The organism is Pseudoalteromonas sp. BMB (assembly GCF_001709235.1).
GTDB classification, from domain to species: Bacteria; Pseudomonadota; Gammaproteobacteria; order Enterobacterales; family Alteromonadaceae; genus Pseudoalteromonas; species Pseudoalteromonas maricaloris.
The window spans coordinates 73,130-88,226 of record NZ_MBQA01000013.1 but is presented as its reverse complement, the minus strand read 5'-3'; the positions used below and the strand labels follow the sequence as shown (position 1 = coordinate 88,226).

The following is a 15,097-nucleotide window of genomic DNA, read 5'->3' as shown; positions in this document are numbered from 1 at the left end:
CTCATCTGACTCCCTTTGTTAGCGCACCGGATAAGAAATCGGATACATCAATACGCTTTAAAACTGACTTAATTTTGTTGGCATAATTCGGATCGGTCGCGTAGCCTGCATTTTGAAGCTCACTTAAATAAGCATGACTATCACCAGCCTTATTTAAGGCTTGCTCGTATCTCGGATTACCTTTTAGGAAACTGACATAATCATCAAAGCTTTGTTCTAGCGACTTGTAAGCACGGAAATCGGCTTGCTTTTGCACCGGTAACCCTTGCTCAAATTCAAGTGTCGATTTTCTGGCGCTTTCACCACTCCAGCGGCTATCCGCTTTGATATTGAATAGATTAAAACTGCTACTACCATCTTTTTTGCTGATGATGTGTTTACCCCAACCAGTTTCCAGTGCAGCTTGTGCAACCATTACCGCAGGGTTCAAGCCTAGCTTTTTCGCAGCAATTTGAGCGTATTTCCAAATTCTGTCGACGAATTCCTCAGGAGAAGCAAAGCCTGTTTGCTCATCGCTTGAGGTATTTGCCTTAACATTGACAGCCTGCGGTTCAGGTTTACGCACACTCTCACTCGCTGTCGCCTGTCCTTTAAAGGAAAGATCGCCGTCAGCTCTCATTACTGAGGCAGGCTTATACTTTTCAGAATTAGGAGACAACTGCTGCACAATCAGATCTGCAAGTCCTAAGCTGCCCTGCTCAGATAAATGCATCGAAAGTTGCTGATCATGCATTTCTTCAAAAAATTTGACACCACTAGAGTTAAATGGACTGTCTTTATCCTCTAGCGCCTCATTCGCTTTACGCATGCTTTGTAACAACATTTGCGTAAAGATAGACTCAAACTGTTGTGCCGCCTTTTTCAATGCCTGATCTGAGGCACCTTGATCGCCAGCACCTTTCAGCGCCTCTTTACGGATCGAATCAAGGTTTCCTAGGTCAAAAAAGCTTTGATTTTTCAATTGGTCGGTGTTCATACACTCAGCACTGTTTGACGTTAATAACTATACAAATAGAAATGCAAAATCCGAGCCAAAAAAAAGCCCCACAATTGTGGGGCTAACTAGTTGATTAATAATAGAACATCAAATGACGACTAATTGACCATTTATTGCGCCCGCTTCTTTTAGCGCTTCAAGGATCGCCATTAAATCACCAGGTGCAGCACCAACTTGGTTAATTGCCCTAACCAAGTCATCAAGGCTCACGCCTGGGTCAAACACAAACGCTCGAGAGTCGTCCTGATTTACGTCGATAATACTTTGCTGCGTCACTGTTGTTTCGCCATTCGCCAGCGCATTAGGTTGAGACACATTTTGTTGCTCAGCAATCGTTACGGTAAGGCCGCCATGAGTAATTGCCGCAGGCTGCAACTTGACATTTTTGCCGATAACGATAGTACCTGTGCGCGAGTTAACGATGATCTTCGCAGCGGTATCCGCTGGTTTGAATTCAAGATTCTCTAGCGTAGATAAATACGCAACGCGCTGAGACGGATCTCTTGGTGCAATTACTCGAACTGAAGCTGCATCCATAGGTTTAGCACTGTTTGGTCCAACAAGACCATTGATAGTGTCGGCCAAGCGCTTTGCGGTAGTAAAATCCGGTCTATTCAAGTTAAAGGTAATGTAATCACCCTGAGTAAAGGGGCTTGGAACTGCTCGCTCCACTGTCGCGCCGTTTGCCACCCGACCTACTGTCGGGGTGTTGATCACAACTCGGCTCCCATCGGCACCATCAGCGCCCAAACCACCGACAATCAAGCTACCTTGCGCAATTGCATATACGTTACCATCAACCCCTTTAAGAAAGGTCTGAAGTAACGTGCCGCCTCGTAAACTACCAGCACTACCAATTGATGACACAGTAACGTCAATGGTTTGACCGGGTTTAACAAAAGGTGGTAAGTCAGCATGAACCGCAACTGCCGCGACATTTTTAATTTTTGGCTTTAAGCTTGCTGGCATCGTGATCCCAAAGCTATTCAACATCGCTTTAAAGCTTTGCTCGGTAAATCTGGTTTGCTCACCGGTACCAGGTAAGCCCACAACTAGGCCGTAGCCTACCAGTTGGTTTGAACGAACACCTTCAACCATACTGACGTCTTTAACTCGCTCAGCAGATGCCAAAGAAGAAAAACCAACCAACGTAATGGCCGCACCGATAAGCAAAATATTCTTAAGCATATTGTTCATTTTCAGCACCTTAAAACGGCATCAGCGCGCTCATAAAGAAACTCGTTAACCAACCTGCACTTTGCACTTCTTGTTGGTCGCCTTTACCTGAGTATTGAATTCTGGCGTTTGCTACTCGATTGGACTCAACGGTGTTATCTGCCGTTACATCCTGAGGTCTTACTAATCCTTCTAAGCGAATAAACTCCTCGCCAGTATTGAGAGTTAACCACTTTTCGCCACGGATCACTAAATTGCCGTTTGGAAGTACTCGGGTGACGTTTACTGAAATATTACCAAATAGGCTGTTTGACTGATTGGCTTGAGAATCACCAGAGAATGAAGAGCTTGAACTTGCTCCAAATTGTATCGCTTCCTTACCAATATTGATGGCATTGCCACCAAGACCAATCACAGGGTCTAGGCTTGAATCACTAGATTTATCAAGTTGAGAATTCGCAGCTTTGGTCGCCTGAGTCGTTTCTCTGAGTACGATGGTAATAATATCACCGACTCTTAACGCTTTTTTATCAGCATAAAGATCATTGGAAAACTGCGTATTAAACAATGACCCTGTTGCTACCATTTGGGCTTGATTATCCTCGGGATAGATAGGTGCATAATACGGGTCGTCACGCACCACATTTTTATTTTGTGTTGTACTACATCCAGATAATGCAGCGACCGTTACGATGGCTAAATATAATGCACGCATAATACCCCCTACCCAATTACAACTGTTGATTAATGTAGCTCAGCATCTGATCTACCGTTGAAATCACTTTTGAGTTCATCTCATACACGCGTTGTGTCTCGATTAGATTTACAAGCTCTTCGGTCACATTAACGTTTGACGTCTCAAGTGCGCCTTGAACTACTTTACCTAACCCTTCAACGCTTGGGTTACCTTGTACAGGTGCACCACTTACCGCAGTTTCTGTGTACAGGTTTTGACCAATTGGCTCAAGACCTGATGGATTAATAAAGTCACTGATCGTCAATTGCCCAATGACAACGTTTTCAGCTTGCCCTGCAACGCGCACTGATACTTCGCCATCTTGAGAAATAGTGATTGACTGTGCATCGTCGGGCACATTCATCTCTGGTAACACAGGAAAACCCGCACCAGAAGTAACTATCCGTCCCTCTTCATCCGTCGTGAACTGACCGTTTCTTGAATACGCAGTTGTGCCATCTGGCATCTGAATCTCAAAAAAGCCCGGACCTTGGATCATCCAATCCAAAGAGTTTTCGGTACTTAACATATTACCTTGAGAAAAATTCTTTTGGTTAGCGACCACTTTGGCACCTGCACCAAGCATTAAGCCTGATGGTAGTTCTGTATCCTGAGAGCTGCGGCCACCTGGTTGATTGATGTTTTGATACAGCAAGTCTTCGAATATCGCCCGACTCTTTTTGTAGCCGACGGTACTGGCGTTCGCCAAGTTGTTCGAAATAACTGAAATATCAGTTTGCTGAGCATCTAAGCCTGTTTTACTTATCCACAATGCTGGATTCATAATCTCTACCTCACTCTTAAACTATGCGTAGGAGCGAAGTGTGTCGCTCATCTATTTCTTCAGCTGTTTTCATCAGCTTAATTTGCATTTCAAATTGTCTTTGATGGTTGATCATATCCACCATCTCATGAACGGGATTGACGTTGGACATCTCTAAGAAGCCACTCATTACTTTTGCAGTTGGAGATATTTCACAAAAGCCACAGATCCCATCTTCTAGCTTATCTTCTTTTGGTCTATACAGGCCGTCATTGCCCTTTTGTAGCTTGCTATTATCTGCTTCAATAATTTTCAGCCTATCAACCACTTCAAGAAAGTTGGCAGGGGCGCCTTGTGGACGCACTTGAATAGAGCCATCGTCACTAAACACCACTTTATCAACGGGGATAGGTAAGACAATAGGTCCACCTTCGCCAATAAGTTGACGCCCGTGGGCTGTGACTAACGCACCGTCATTACGAATGTTAAGCGTACCGACTTTGGTGTAAGCTTCTTCGCCCGAGGCGTCAACGACGCTGATCCACGACTTATCATCTACTGCAATATCAAGCTCACGACCAGTTTCAACGATTGCACCACCGGTCATATTCGTACCAGGACGTTCTTGCATAGCAAAAACCCGAGAGGGTAACCCTTCTCCGAATGCCTGCATTGAACGCGCTTGAGCAAAATCTGCTTTGAAGCCAGTCGTGTTGGCATTAGCAAGGTTATTCGCTTTGAGTGCCACACCGCGTAAGCTCTGCTTAGCGCCTGACATTGCGATATACACCATTTTATCCATGACGATGACCTATAAAATTCAAACTTAATCTAGTTAATGCAAACACAGTGCCAAAGTGATGAGATGTTTTTGACGGGCATAAAAAAGGCTGCCTTTGTAGCAGCCTTTGGAGGGCATAATATATTATCGGATCTGTAATATATTTTGTTGTAATGTTGAGTTAACCTCAAGCGCTCGAGAGTTCGCTTGGAAGTTACGTTGAGCGCTGATAAGATCAACTAACTCGTTTGTGAGGTTGACGTTCGATTGCTCTAACGCAGATGAACTAATACCACCAAGCGTACCTGTGTTTGGTTCGCCTGCAAGTGGCTCGCCAGAAGATAGGCTTTTCTTCCACTCAGTATTACCAATCGCTTGGAGGCCTTGAGAATTCGGGAAGCGTACGAGCGCGACTTGCCCTAGGAAAGTCGAGTCACCGTTAGTGTATGAGGCCACTACTTTGCCATCAGTACCAATATCAATACCAGCTAATCGACCTACGGTTGCACCATCTTGTTCCAGCGCTTTCACTTCAAATCGACCTGATGAATATTGTGTCGGTAACTTCTGAGCCGTGTTTGCTTCATCACGCCAGTTAACAACAATATCATTCGGGAAGGTTGCGCCGTTTTCTAACAAGTTTGACATACCAATAGTTGGATCCGTCGCATCTTGAGGACCTGCAAGGCTAAGCGGGTTAAACGTCGTACCCGTATTATTGCTAAATGTCAGTGGTGAAGCTGATGGATCATCCGCTGTTTGTGAAGGAATACCACTTGCATCAAAACGAAATACGCTTACTGGAGTGTATGGCACTGCTGGCGTAGCGGTTGGGTCAATTTGCTGCGCATTGTGGTTAAATGGCTTATCGTCCATTGTTGCATAAGTTGACCATTGATTATCCGCTGTTTTTCTAAAGAACAGTTGTAACGTGTGCGATTCACCCAATGAGTCATATACCGTAATTGCCGTTCTTGAGTTATACGATGCACTTTGCGTAGGATCGAATGCAATCGTAGGTGGCTGCGCCGTTGCATCTAGATTAAACGAAGTATAGATTTGCGACGTTGCTCGAGGAGACCCTGATGCATCTGGAATTTGAATTGGCGATGTGGTACTTAGACTCAAAGACGTCGTATCACCTGTTGATGGATCAACAGGGAAGCCTTGCAAGTAGTCACCTTTTGCATTCACGATAAAGTTGTCTTTATTTAGTTTAAATGCACCAGCTCGAGAATACGTAAAATCCTGAGACTGAAGAGAGTTTGACATGGCAAAATAGCCTTCGCCCTCAATCGCCAAGTCTAGCGAGTTTTGCGTGAACTTTAATGACCCTTGGTGAAACTGCTGCGCTACCATGGTAGTTTGTACACCATCACCATTTTTCGTTTTGCCAGAGCTAAAAACCGAAGACGCGTAAACATCAGCAAATTCTGCACGAGACTCTTTAAAACCCGTCGTGTTCACGTTAGCAATGTTATTTGCTGTTACGTCCAAGTCTTTTTGCGCGGCGGCAATACCTGTCAGTGCTATATTGAAACTCATACTCTCACCTCTAAGTTCTTAAGGTTAATTCTTTAAAACTACTATGCTATTTCAGCAATATCAGTTAAGCGCACCGCGCCTTCTTTGGTATTAATGACGATGCCGTTAGCACCATTAACATTAACACTGTCAATATTTCTAAATGTGGCCGAAGGTAAAGTCTGATATTCACCTTCAATCATGCCTTCCGCTTTTATGGTATATTCACCAGGGGGCATCATCTCGCCATCTTTATTCTTACCATCCCACTCAAAACGCACAGCGCCTACACTTTGCTCACCAAACTCAAGCGTCTTGACAATCGCTCCAGATTCGTCATAAATACCCACAGATAAATTCTGCACAGGCTCTTGGACAATCACCGAGCCCTTTGTAAGTGCATCATCACCATGTTCTAACGTCGTTGATTCGAGTAATGCTTTTTTACCAATCAGCGTTGATGCTTGAAGCGCTGAGTTAGAAGTCATTGATGCAGCTAACGAGTCAAAATTCTCATTTAGCTTCGAGATCCCCTCAGCCATGGTAAAACTAGTCATCTGCGCGATCATCTGATCGTTGTCCGCAGGCTTACTTGGATCTTGGAAAGAGAGCTGTTGAGTAAGCAGCGAGAAGAAATCTTCTTGCGATAGCTCATCTCTGGGCTTTTTCTCCTCGGCCTGTTTTTGCCTATCCCAGTAGAGTGAATCTACACCCGTTGAAGAAGTGGCATTTACATTATTACTCATCAGCTGTTACTCCCAATTTAGCGCTGGCCTAGTTGCAATGTTTTACTAAGCATTTGCTTTGCAGCGTCTGCAACTTGAACATTGGTTTGGTAAGAGCGAGAAGCAGAAATCATGTTTGCCATCTCCTCTACCACATTCACATTCGGTTTATAAATGTAGCCATTTGCGTCAGCACTTGGGTGGTTTGGGTTGTATTCAACTTGAAGCGGCTTGTCGCTCTCAACCACACCTAAGACTTTTACTCCAACTGAAGATCCCGCAACATTGTTCTGGGAAGCTGCAGCTTTGGAAAGTTCAGCGGCAAATACAGGGTGTCTAGCGCGATACACAGTATCCTGACTAGAGCTCACTGAGTTTGCGTTCGAGATATTACTTGCGGTGGTATTAAGTCGCACATTCTGTGCGCTCATTCCTGAACCCGCAATATCGAAAACGTTATATAAACTCATAATTATGCCCCTTGTCCGCCGAGTGCCTTTTTAAGGCTACTGAACTTACCACCAAGAAATTGCAAACTGGCTTGGTACTCTAATGCATTCTGTACATACAAGTTTCGTTCCACTTGTATATCAACTGAGTTACCATCACCTGTATCTGCTTGATTTGGCGAACGATATAGTTCAGACGAGTTACTCATTTTGGTACCACCAGTGAGGTGTTTTGCATCTGTTCTAACCATATCATTGCCGCTTCTTTGCATTGTCTTTGCCGCTTTTAAAGCACTAGCAAAGTCAATATCTTTAGCTTTGTATCCTGGAGTGTCTGCGTTTGCGATATTGCTTGCTAGAATTTCAGCGCGCTGTGAGCGCAGCAGCATCGTATGCTGATGTATACCCAACGCTTTATCGAAACTAATTGCCATTATCTGACTCCAAAAAATTGACTCAGGTATGACAAAGCAACCTTTAGGCCAGTTTTAAAAAAAGATTTATTCATTAAATTTCAATGTGTTACATTGTGTTTTTTGGAATAATTAAACTTGAGCCAATATTGAGGAGTGAAATAAATAAGAGGAAGCGTCTGAAGAGTCAGCGGTTGAACTTAGAAAATCCAAGGTTAATTAGTGTAGATACTGGAACTGCGACTGAGTACAAATATTCAATACCTATTTATAGCGAACGTCCCTGCCGCTATATGTGAATATTAAGTCTTTTTCTGATAGATAATACCAGGATTACAACGGATCATATTAAAGTCGTCACTTAAACCCGCCATCGATTCTGACGCACCTAAAAACAAATAACCATTAGGATTTAACGACTGAGCAAATTGCGAAATGATTTTGGCTTTCACTTCCGGTGAAAAGTAGATCAGGACGTTACGGCAGAAAATTACATCAAACTTACCCATCAATGCATAAGAATCTAGCAGGTTTAAATGTCTAAAACTGACCATTTTACGGATCGGTTCAACAACCTTAGCCATTCCATTGCCACTATCCATAAAGAACTTCTTTCTACGCTCAGGCGACAACCCTCGCGCCAACGCTAGCGCGTCATATTCAGCATTCTTACACATATCCAGCATGGTGTTAGAAATGTCTGTACCGACGATCTGCACACCCATTTTCAGCGCGCCAGGGCTTTTACTCACATACTCACTCGCAGACATCGCGATTGAATATGGCTCTTGTCCTGATGAACTTGCCGCCGACCAAATCTTAACTGGGCGTCTCAAGTCTTTAAACTCTGGTAAGATTTTCGATTTAATTAGCTCGAACGGATAACTATCCCTAAACCAAAGTGTTTCATTCGTTGTCATCGCATCCACCACAGCGGCACGCAATTGCCGCTCATGGGGACTGAGTGTTTTAGCTACTAAGGACGAAAGTGTTTCCACACCAAAGCGAGCCATCAGAGGAGCGAGTCGGCTTTTGACCAAGTACAATTTATTGTCACCCAGTACAATACCGCACTGTTGCTCCAAAAAGGTTCTAAATTGATCGTACTCTTTTTGCTCTAAATGCTTATTTTCCAAGTGCTACCACCAGCTTTAATCACAATGAACCCATTTTTTAACCGCTGAAGCTAATTCATCTGGGTTAAACTTAGCAATAAAATCATCAGCGCCAACTTTCTCAATCATGGCCTGATTAAATACACCACTCAGTGAAGTATGGAGTATCACATGCAATGGCGCTAATTTTGGATCAGCTTTTATTTCAGCCGTTAGCGTATAACCATCCATTTCCGGCATTTCAACGTCAGAAATTAATAGCCCGACTCGCTCAGTGACATTATTTTGACAGTCCATTTCCGCAATTTCACGAAGCCTGATAAGTGCTTCTTTGCCGTTCTTAGCAAGTTCAGTCTGAACACCTAATGGCTCCAATGCACGTTTGACCTGATTACGAGCAACTGCGGAGTCATCAGCGATAAAGACAATACGTTCGCCTAAATCTTTTTGCATTTCACCATCAGAGACAATGTCGGCACTGACTTCTGTGTTGATTGGGCAAATTTCATTGAGGATCTTTTCTACGTCTAATATTTCAACTAGCTCGTTTTCAATTTCTGTAACCGCTGTCAAATAGGAATAACGACCTGCCCCAGATGGCGGGGGCATTATTTTTTCCCAGTTCATATTCACAATGCGTTCTACTGCACTGACTAGAAAACCTTGAACTGAACGGTTGTATTCTGCAATCACAATAAAACAGTTACGAATATCTTGAATAGGAGGTCCACCTACCGCAAGTGACATATCAATTACGGATATAGTTTGGCCTCGAATATGAGCAACCCCTCGGATAAGCGGGTTTGACTTGGGCATGCTTGTCAATGCTGGACATTGAAGCACTTCTCGGACTTTGAAAACATTAATGCCGAAGCGCTGTCGACCTTGAAGTCGAAAAAGTAATAGCTCGAGACGGTTTTGTCCAACCAACTGTGTACGTTGGTTAACCGAGTCTAAAATACCTGCCATTTCAATCTCCTACTGTATAAACCGCTAATCGGAACGATCTTTGCTTCGACTCTGATATGGTTTACCACCCTTGATTAGGTGCAGTTATTAAAGCAGAATCTTTATACCTTGTTTCACCCCATAAGCATAGTCGAAACATCATGAGTTTGTTAAAAAAAACCCATTACATTCAGTTTTTTTGTTTGTTCGCTTATTTTATAGGCGTTGACTATGGTTATTGTCAGCAATATGACAACAAAACTTTAGAACAAAACGCAATAGAATTTGTTGAACCGAATGTAGAGCAAGATCCCGATAGTCAGCTGTCACTGACTGCTATACCACTTGATTCAAGAATTCCAGCACGGGATTGTCAATCGCCGTTGCAATATAGTACAGCGATGGCTCCGCCTTTTGATACTCAAGTGACAGTTCAAATTAGATGCAACGATACCCTCAGCTGGACTCAATACGTCCACGTACGTATCGATCACCTCTTCCCCATATTAGTTAGCGCAACCATGTTAGAAAAAGGCCGTGTTATTCAAGATGAAGATGTAAAAATAGAGTATCAGCCAAAACGTTTTCGCAGAGTTTCTTATATAGAAGATAAGTCGATACTAATAGGCAGTCGCAGCAAACGTAATATAAGAGAGGGCCAAGCCTTTACCCAAGCCCATATTTGCATGGTCTGCAAAGGCGATACTGTGACGATTATTGCTAAATCAGGTGGACTCGTGATCAAAACTCAAGGAGAAGCACAGCAAGATGGCAACCGTGGTGAACTTATTAATATTAAAAACTCTCGCTCTGGCAAAACCTTACGTGCTAGAGTAATAGAAGTGGAAACAGTAGAGGTGAATTTATAAAAAATTTGCTAAAGTAATACTACTAAACGCCGATAACAAGGCTGAGAGTATAATTTTATTGGGTCTACAATCATGGTTAATCAAGTTAACGGTCAGAATCAGTCTACATCCGTTGCTAATAATGTTAAGCAACAGAAAGCTGAATTGCAAAGAAATGATGCCAATAGCGCATCAGTTAAATCACCAGCTATACCGAAAGCAGCGGCGGATTCAGTCAGTCTGACTCCACAAGCGCAACAGCTGAAAACAGTCAACGAAAAAGCGCAGCAATCATCAGGCTTTGACGACAAGAAAGTCGAAGAACTGAAAAAAGCGATAGCAGAAGGCAAGTATCAAGTTGACGCGGAAAAACTCGCCAAAAACATAGCTGCATTTGAGTTCGAAATATATGGATGATTTGGTTCGGCTTTGCCACCACAAACTTTCAGAACAAATCTCGACGCTAGAAGCGATGACCCAGCTTCTAGCGCGTGAGCTTGACGAGCTTGCGTCCCGACGTGGCGACAATTTAAAAGAAATCGCTCGTGAAAAGCTAACTCTCATTTCAAAACTGCAAAAGCTCGACAATGAATTGTCAAAAACTGAGTCTCACGTCTTTGAACACAATGAAGTAGCCCCGCTCGTCGCTAAAGTGCGAGCATTACTCAGTGAGTGCCAAACCAAAAATGAAATCAATGCTAAAACGGCTCATCAGGCCAATGTAAGCACACGTGAACTAAAAGGGATCTTAATTGGCGCACCAACTTCGATTACATATGGTCAGGATGGTAGTGTGAAAAGTAGCGACAGTGAGTTAGTACGTAATCTAAAGGCGTAGCCACGCCAGCCATATTTTAGTTTTGAAGAACAACCGAAGTGAAGCGCATTAAGTAAGCAACATGCGATGGGTGCTTACTTAAAGCTGTAAGATATCTTCTTAATTTTCTGCGGCTTGACTTGAGTAATATACAAATCATAAACGCGTTTCATATCAAGCTCTAATTCCGTCGCGTAAGTATCACCAACAGCGTAACTTTTCAGCACCTTAGCTCCTCGTACGAGTCCATTTACTTGGCTCTTAAGGCCGTCGTTTTGGGCAATAGCACCTTTTACCGTAATAGTGGATGTCAAATTCTGGCCATAGAGTTGCTCAGCCAATTCTCGATAGGCTTCTAATTTTGAGACTTTAATGGCCATCAGCTGCTTCTCACCCGCAGTTTTACCCGGCTGAGCACTCAAAGGCGCGTACCCCACTGCCCGTAAAACAGGAAAGGTTTCCGGTTGCACCGTTTCATATTCAATGTGCTTGTCAACGAGGCTTGAACAGCCACTGAGTCCCGCTAGCGAACAAACCATAACAACTGCACTGATAGAATTAGTGATACGCATTTCACCACACTCCGCTACAATAAATACCAATCAAAATTTAACACTTCCCCAGCATCGTGGTCTCGCAAGGGTTGTTGTGGTTTCATCGAGTATTGGCAATAAATAAAAATTAACTTTCATGATCTATGATTATGCACGAACCTTGCCAAAATTTGGCACAGGTATTGCTGAGTTAAAGAGTAGTTTTTGATCTGGGCATTTAAACATGAAAAAGCAATTCACGATCAGTCTATCACTGTTGTGCATCACCTTAACTAATCCAGCTTATGCCGAATGGTTTGAAGTGACCGGCATGGCTGACGTTAAAAATGGCGATCATCAAAAAGCCAAAAGAAAGGCCGTAAACGACGCCATCACACAAGCATTGCTGTTTTCTGGTGCTTCTGTGAGTAGTGTACAAACCGTCACCGATGGTGTGCTCACCCAAGATCAACTTAAGATCCGCTCAAATGCCGAAATCCAAAGCGCCAACGTGATTGCTGAAGCAAAAGTCGGTGACTCATGGCAAGTAACATTGCATATCGATATTACCCCACAAAGTACTCAGTGCCCAACCAGTGCTTACAATAAACAGGTTGCAGTCACACAAAGCCAGCTAAAAAATAAACATCAAGCAACTTTAGGTCAAATTTTTGACATAAATAAAGCCGTGAGCGAGCGCCTATATCAAACAATGACTGAACAAAAGTCGAGCTTAGAACCCGTTCCCTATTTTGCACAGACCCTAGATGTTAGCCGCTTTTTCAGTCAACGTTTTGATTATAATGAGCAGCTAATCGAGACCATTACAGCAAATACCAACAGCCAATTTGTACTACTGAGTCAAATTACTGATATTGCTAGTGTCGATAAACTTAATAGTGACCTCGCATTTTGGCAAAGCGATAAATACTTAAGAAGCTTCAAGGTAGACTTTGCGCTGTTTGATGCACTTTCTCATGAAAGGGTGTGGCAAAAACAATATGCCACTCAAGGCGTATGGCCGTTTAAGAAAACCAGATTAATCGATGTGTACAGTGAGCGCTTTTGGCAGACAGATTATGCTGATGAGATCCAAACCACGCTGACACAAATCGCAACTGATTTAAACGCAGCGGTCGCCTGCTTACCAACCAATGGCAAAATCCTACATATCGATGATGAACAAGTCGTAATTAATTTAGGCCGTATGCATGGCTTAGAGAATGGCCAGATCCTTAACGTAGCGCATAGCAATCCGCTGACTAATGTCGATGGTAAAGTGTTTATGCATCAAATTAAAACCATCAATAAACTGCAAGTGATCCAAGTGAATGCGCAAAACGCCATTGCAGTAAATATCAGCAATCGCCCACTTCACAATGTGCAAATTAATGATTTGGTTGAAATTCAAATAGAAAATGAAAATGAGTTTGAACTGTAAGTGCTGAGCCTTCCTGTAGCAAAAGGCAAGATTTTCGATGACTTTACACCCTCTGCATCATGCTTCCATCACCCATTTACTTTGGTCATTCCACGCAGAAATGAATACCAATGGCGTCCCCAGTAGGAATCGAACCTACATCTAAGCCTTAGGAGGGCCTTGTTTTATCCATTAAACTATGGGGACAATCTCTAAAGTCAGATGACAATCGCCTTTTTTGACCTTCACTAGCGGGATCTGCGGTACTTAATACCAATGAAAGTCTGGAGTTGTCGATTCTCTGTTGTACTGCATCTCAGTGACTTCGCTTTAGTATACTGATCTTAATGAACTTTTAAAGATTAATAGTCAATTTATTCGCGGTAATAAATGAGCTGGTTCAGTAGATGAATACGCAGCAGTTAAGACCCACTACTGCGCTATCAGTTACTTTGCTTGAGGTGTGAATAAGAAGTAAGATAGTTCTTCGTTTAATAAAACCTAAATGGTATTTCTTTTAAAAAACGCTATTTGAAGTACTACCTTGAAGCGGTCGCCTGATCATCAAGGATAAAATACGGGATGGTCACCACCGTGCTTGCGATCACTAAGTTAGTGTTAAACTCTAACAATCTTGCATTTACCTCCACGCCTCGTGGACGATAAACCATAGTGCCTGTCAGCAAATGGCTGGGCGATTGCGTGTTTTTCAAGCGACTTGCGTTACGCGAAAAAGTCAAATCACCACTGGATGTCACTTCTATTTTTCCAAGCGCTTTAAAGTCTAACGCTTGATAACCCAGCTTTTGCATTTGATGCATCAAAGACTCAGCCAATTGGTTTCCTAGCTGGTTTGTATCCCTTAATGATTCATTAAAATTGACAAAACTGGCTACCGCTATCGACTCAGGCTTTTGCCCTAACACAGTATCTGACAGTTCCAACGCAATTTGATTGGCGTAGTTAGCAATTTCTTTGCGATGCCGATAGCTAATGAAGCCAATATCTTGCGATACCACGGCGTGTGAATCTTCATTGCGCTCTTGCTCTTCCATCATGGCATATAATATTTCCATATCGGATTGCTGCGTTTTTGTAGATTCAGGAGCAGTCTGTTTTGTCATTTCGCAGCCACCGAGTAATGCAAGTGTCGTCGCGAATAGCACTACATTTTTCATCATCGCCTCCGAATTAGTTCGCACGCTCTATACGAATGCCATCGTATGCCGCACCATCTTGTAGGGCGTTAACTACGTTTTGCGGTAAAAAGCCTTGAGCAGAACCCACGACACTTTTACTTCTAAGCCCAACCACTCTGGCATTAACCATAACTCCACCCTGATGATTCACCAAAGTACCACCTAGCACGTACAAAAAAGGATGGTCGTCAGATAGCTCTAAAAAGTCACGGCTAAAAATAAAATCGCCTTTAGGTGTCACCCGGATATAGTCTGTTGTTTTAAAGTCCACAACAGGGATCCCAAACGCATGAAGCTCATGGATAAAGCTTTCAGCCAACTGATTACCCAGCAAGGAACCTTTATCAAATTCTTTATCTAAAAATACAAAGCTTGTCACTGCTACCGGTGTTTTCTCATTCACGTGTTTCAAGTTTGCAACCATGTCTTGCATAATAGACTGGACATAGTGAGTGACATTTTTACCAGCCATTTGCTGAGAAACAGAAAATTGCTTCATACCGTTTGGATTACTTTGATACATCGAAGATTTTTCAAAGCCATTACGCACGGGCTCAGCCTGAGCATTATCCACCGCAAAAAAGTTACTCTGAGCACAGCCAACCATCAATGAAAGCGGCAAAACCAAACTTAATACTTTTTTCATTACTTTC

At 43.0% G+C, this 15,097-nt stretch carries 18 protein-coding genes and 1 tRNA gene; 4 read left to right on the top strand and 15 right to left on the bottom strand.

Annotated features, from left to right (window positions below; all coding sequences use genetic code 11):
* Position 1: 1 nt before the first annotated feature.
* The 11 genes from flgJ to BB427_RS01605 all read right to left on the bottom strand — a co-directional run bounded on the left by flgJ (position 2) and on the right by BB427_RS01605 (position 9,648).
* A complete protein-coding gene (gene flgJ / locus BB427_RS01655; protein WP_069018742.1) occupies positions 2 to 976 on the bottom strand; it encodes a flagellar assembly peptidoglycan hydrolase FlgJ in 975 nt (324 codons plus the stop codon).
* Between the two features lie 108 nt (positions 977 to 1,084).
* Positions 1,085 to 2,185, bottom strand: coding sequence for a flagellar basal body P-ring protein FlgI (locus BB427_RS01650; RefSeq protein WP_010606307.1), 1,101 nt, complete (start codon positions 2,183 to 2,185; stop codon positions 1,085 to 1,087).
* Positions 2,186 to 2,204: 19 nt separating this feature from the next.
* Positions 2,205 to 2,888, bottom strand: coding sequence for a flagellar basal body L-ring protein FlgH (flgH, locus tag BB427_RS01645; RefSeq protein ID WP_069018741.1), 684 nt, complete (start codon positions 2,886 to 2,888; stop codon positions 2,205 to 2,207).
* A 16-nt stretch (positions 2,889 to 2,904) separates the two neighbouring features.
* Positions 2,905 to 3,693, bottom strand: a complete 789-nt coding sequence (gene flgG / locus BB427_RS01640; RefSeq protein WP_039492578.1) for a flagellar basal-body rod protein FlgG — start codon at positions 3,691 to 3,693, stop codon at positions 2,905 to 2,907.
* Positions 3,694 to 3,709: 16 nt separating this feature from the next.
* Positions 3,710 to 4,474, bottom strand: coding sequence for a flagellar basal body rod protein FlgF (locus BB427_RS01635; protein ID WP_010369280.1), 765 nt, complete (start codon positions 4,472 to 4,474; stop codon positions 3,710 to 3,712).
* 123 nt (positions 4,475 to 4,597) lie between these two features.
* Positions 4,598 to 5,998 (bottom strand): flagellar hook protein FlgE, encoded by a 1,401-nt coding sequence (gene flgE, locus BB427_RS01630; protein WP_045989520.1) that lies wholly within the window; start codon positions 5,996 to 5,998, stop codon positions 4,598 to 4,600.
* Between the two features lie 41 nt (positions 5,999 to 6,039).
* The gene (locus BB427_RS01625) at positions 6,040 to 6,723 is read right to left on the bottom strand and encodes a flagellar hook assembly protein FlgD (protein ID WP_010606303.1); all 684 of its coding nucleotides are present in this window, start codon (positions 6,721 to 6,723) and stop codon (positions 6,040 to 6,042) included.
* Between the two features lie 17 nt (positions 6,724 to 6,740).
* Positions 6,741 to 7,172 carry a flagellar basal body rod protein FlgC gene (flgC, locus tag BB427_RS01620; protein WP_010369286.1) on the bottom strand — a complete coding sequence of 144 codons (432 nt, stop codon included), beginning with the start codon at positions 7,170 to 7,172 and terminating at the stop codon, positions 6,741 to 6,743.
* A 2-nt stretch (positions 7,173 to 7,174) separates the two neighbouring features.
* Positions 7,175 to 7,585, bottom strand: coding sequence for a flagellar basal body rod protein FlgB (flgB, locus tag BB427_RS01615; RefSeq protein WP_017218088.1), 411 nt, complete (start codon positions 7,583 to 7,585; stop codon positions 7,175 to 7,177).
* A gap of 281 nt (positions 7,586 to 7,866) precedes the next feature.
* Positions 7,867 to 8,700 carry a CheR family methyltransferase gene (locus BB427_RS01610; RefSeq protein ID WP_069018740.1) on the bottom strand — a complete coding sequence of 278 codons (834 nt, stop codon included), beginning with the start codon at positions 8,698 to 8,700 and terminating at the stop codon, positions 7,867 to 7,869.
* Between the two features lie 15 nt (positions 8,701 to 8,715).
* Positions 8,716 to 9,648, bottom strand: a complete 933-nt coding sequence (locus BB427_RS01605; protein WP_010606301.1) for a chemotaxis protein CheV — start codon at positions 9,646 to 9,648, stop codon at positions 8,716 to 8,718.
* 140 nt (positions 9,649 to 9,788) lie between these two features.
* Between BB427_RS01605 and flgA the strand changes: the two genes are divergently transcribed.
* The 3 genes from flgA to flgN all read left to right on the top strand — a co-directional run bounded on the left by flgA (position 9,789) and on the right by flgN (position 11,313).
* Entirely contained in the window at positions 9,789 to 10,496 is a 708-nt protein-coding gene (gene flgA, locus BB427_RS01600; protein WP_069018739.1) for a flagellar basal body P-ring formation chaperone FlgA, read from the top strand.
* A 72-nt stretch (positions 10,497 to 10,568) separates the two neighbouring features.
* Entirely contained in the window at positions 10,569 to 10,892 is a 324-nt protein-coding gene (gene flgM / locus BB427_RS01595; protein ID WP_069018738.1) for a flagellar biosynthesis anti-sigma factor FlgM, read from the top strand.
* A complete protein-coding gene (gene flgN, locus BB427_RS01590; RefSeq protein ID WP_045961738.1) occupies positions 10,885 to 11,313 on the top strand; it encodes a flagellar protein FlgN in 429 nt (142 codons plus the stop codon). Before flgM ends, flgN begins: the two co-directional genes overlap by 8 nt.
* 74 nt (positions 11,314 to 11,387) lie before the next feature.
* On the opposite strand, the gene BB427_RS01585 is transcribed toward flgN, so the two are convergent.
* Entirely contained in the window at positions 11,388 to 11,864 is a 477-nt protein-coding gene (locus BB427_RS01585; RefSeq protein WP_039492591.1) for an LPP20 family lipoprotein, read from the bottom strand.
* Positions 11,865 to 12,069: 205 nt separating this feature from the next.
* Here BB427_RS01585 and BB427_RS01580 point away from each other — a divergent pair, with 205 nt between their 5' ends.
* Positions 12,070 to 13,266, top strand: coding sequence for a flagellar assembly protein T N-terminal domain-containing protein (locus BB427_RS01580; protein ID WP_069018737.1), 1,197 nt, complete (start codon positions 12,070 to 12,072; stop codon positions 13,264 to 13,266).
* A gap of 111 nt (positions 13,267 to 13,377) precedes the next feature.
* Here the strand turns inward: BB427_RS01580 and BB427_RS01575 are convergent.
* From BB427_RS01575 to BB427_RS01565, 3 genes are all read right to left on the bottom strand, one after another.
* Positions 13,378 to 13,452, bottom strand: a tRNA-Arg gene (locus tag BB427_RS01575).
* A gap of 332 nt (positions 13,453 to 13,784) precedes the next feature.
* Positions 13,785 to 14,426 (bottom strand): FlgO family outer membrane protein, encoded by a 642-nt coding sequence (locus tag BB427_RS01570; protein ID WP_254663562.1) that lies wholly within the window; start codon positions 14,424 to 14,426, stop codon positions 13,785 to 13,787.
* 10 nt (positions 14,427 to 14,436) lie between these two features.
* Positions 14,437 to 15,090 (bottom strand): FlgO family outer membrane protein, encoded by a 654-nt coding sequence (locus BB427_RS01565; protein ID WP_069018735.1) that lies wholly within the window; start codon positions 15,088 to 15,090, stop codon positions 14,437 to 14,439.
* Positions 15,091 to 15,097 lie beyond the last annotated feature (7 nt).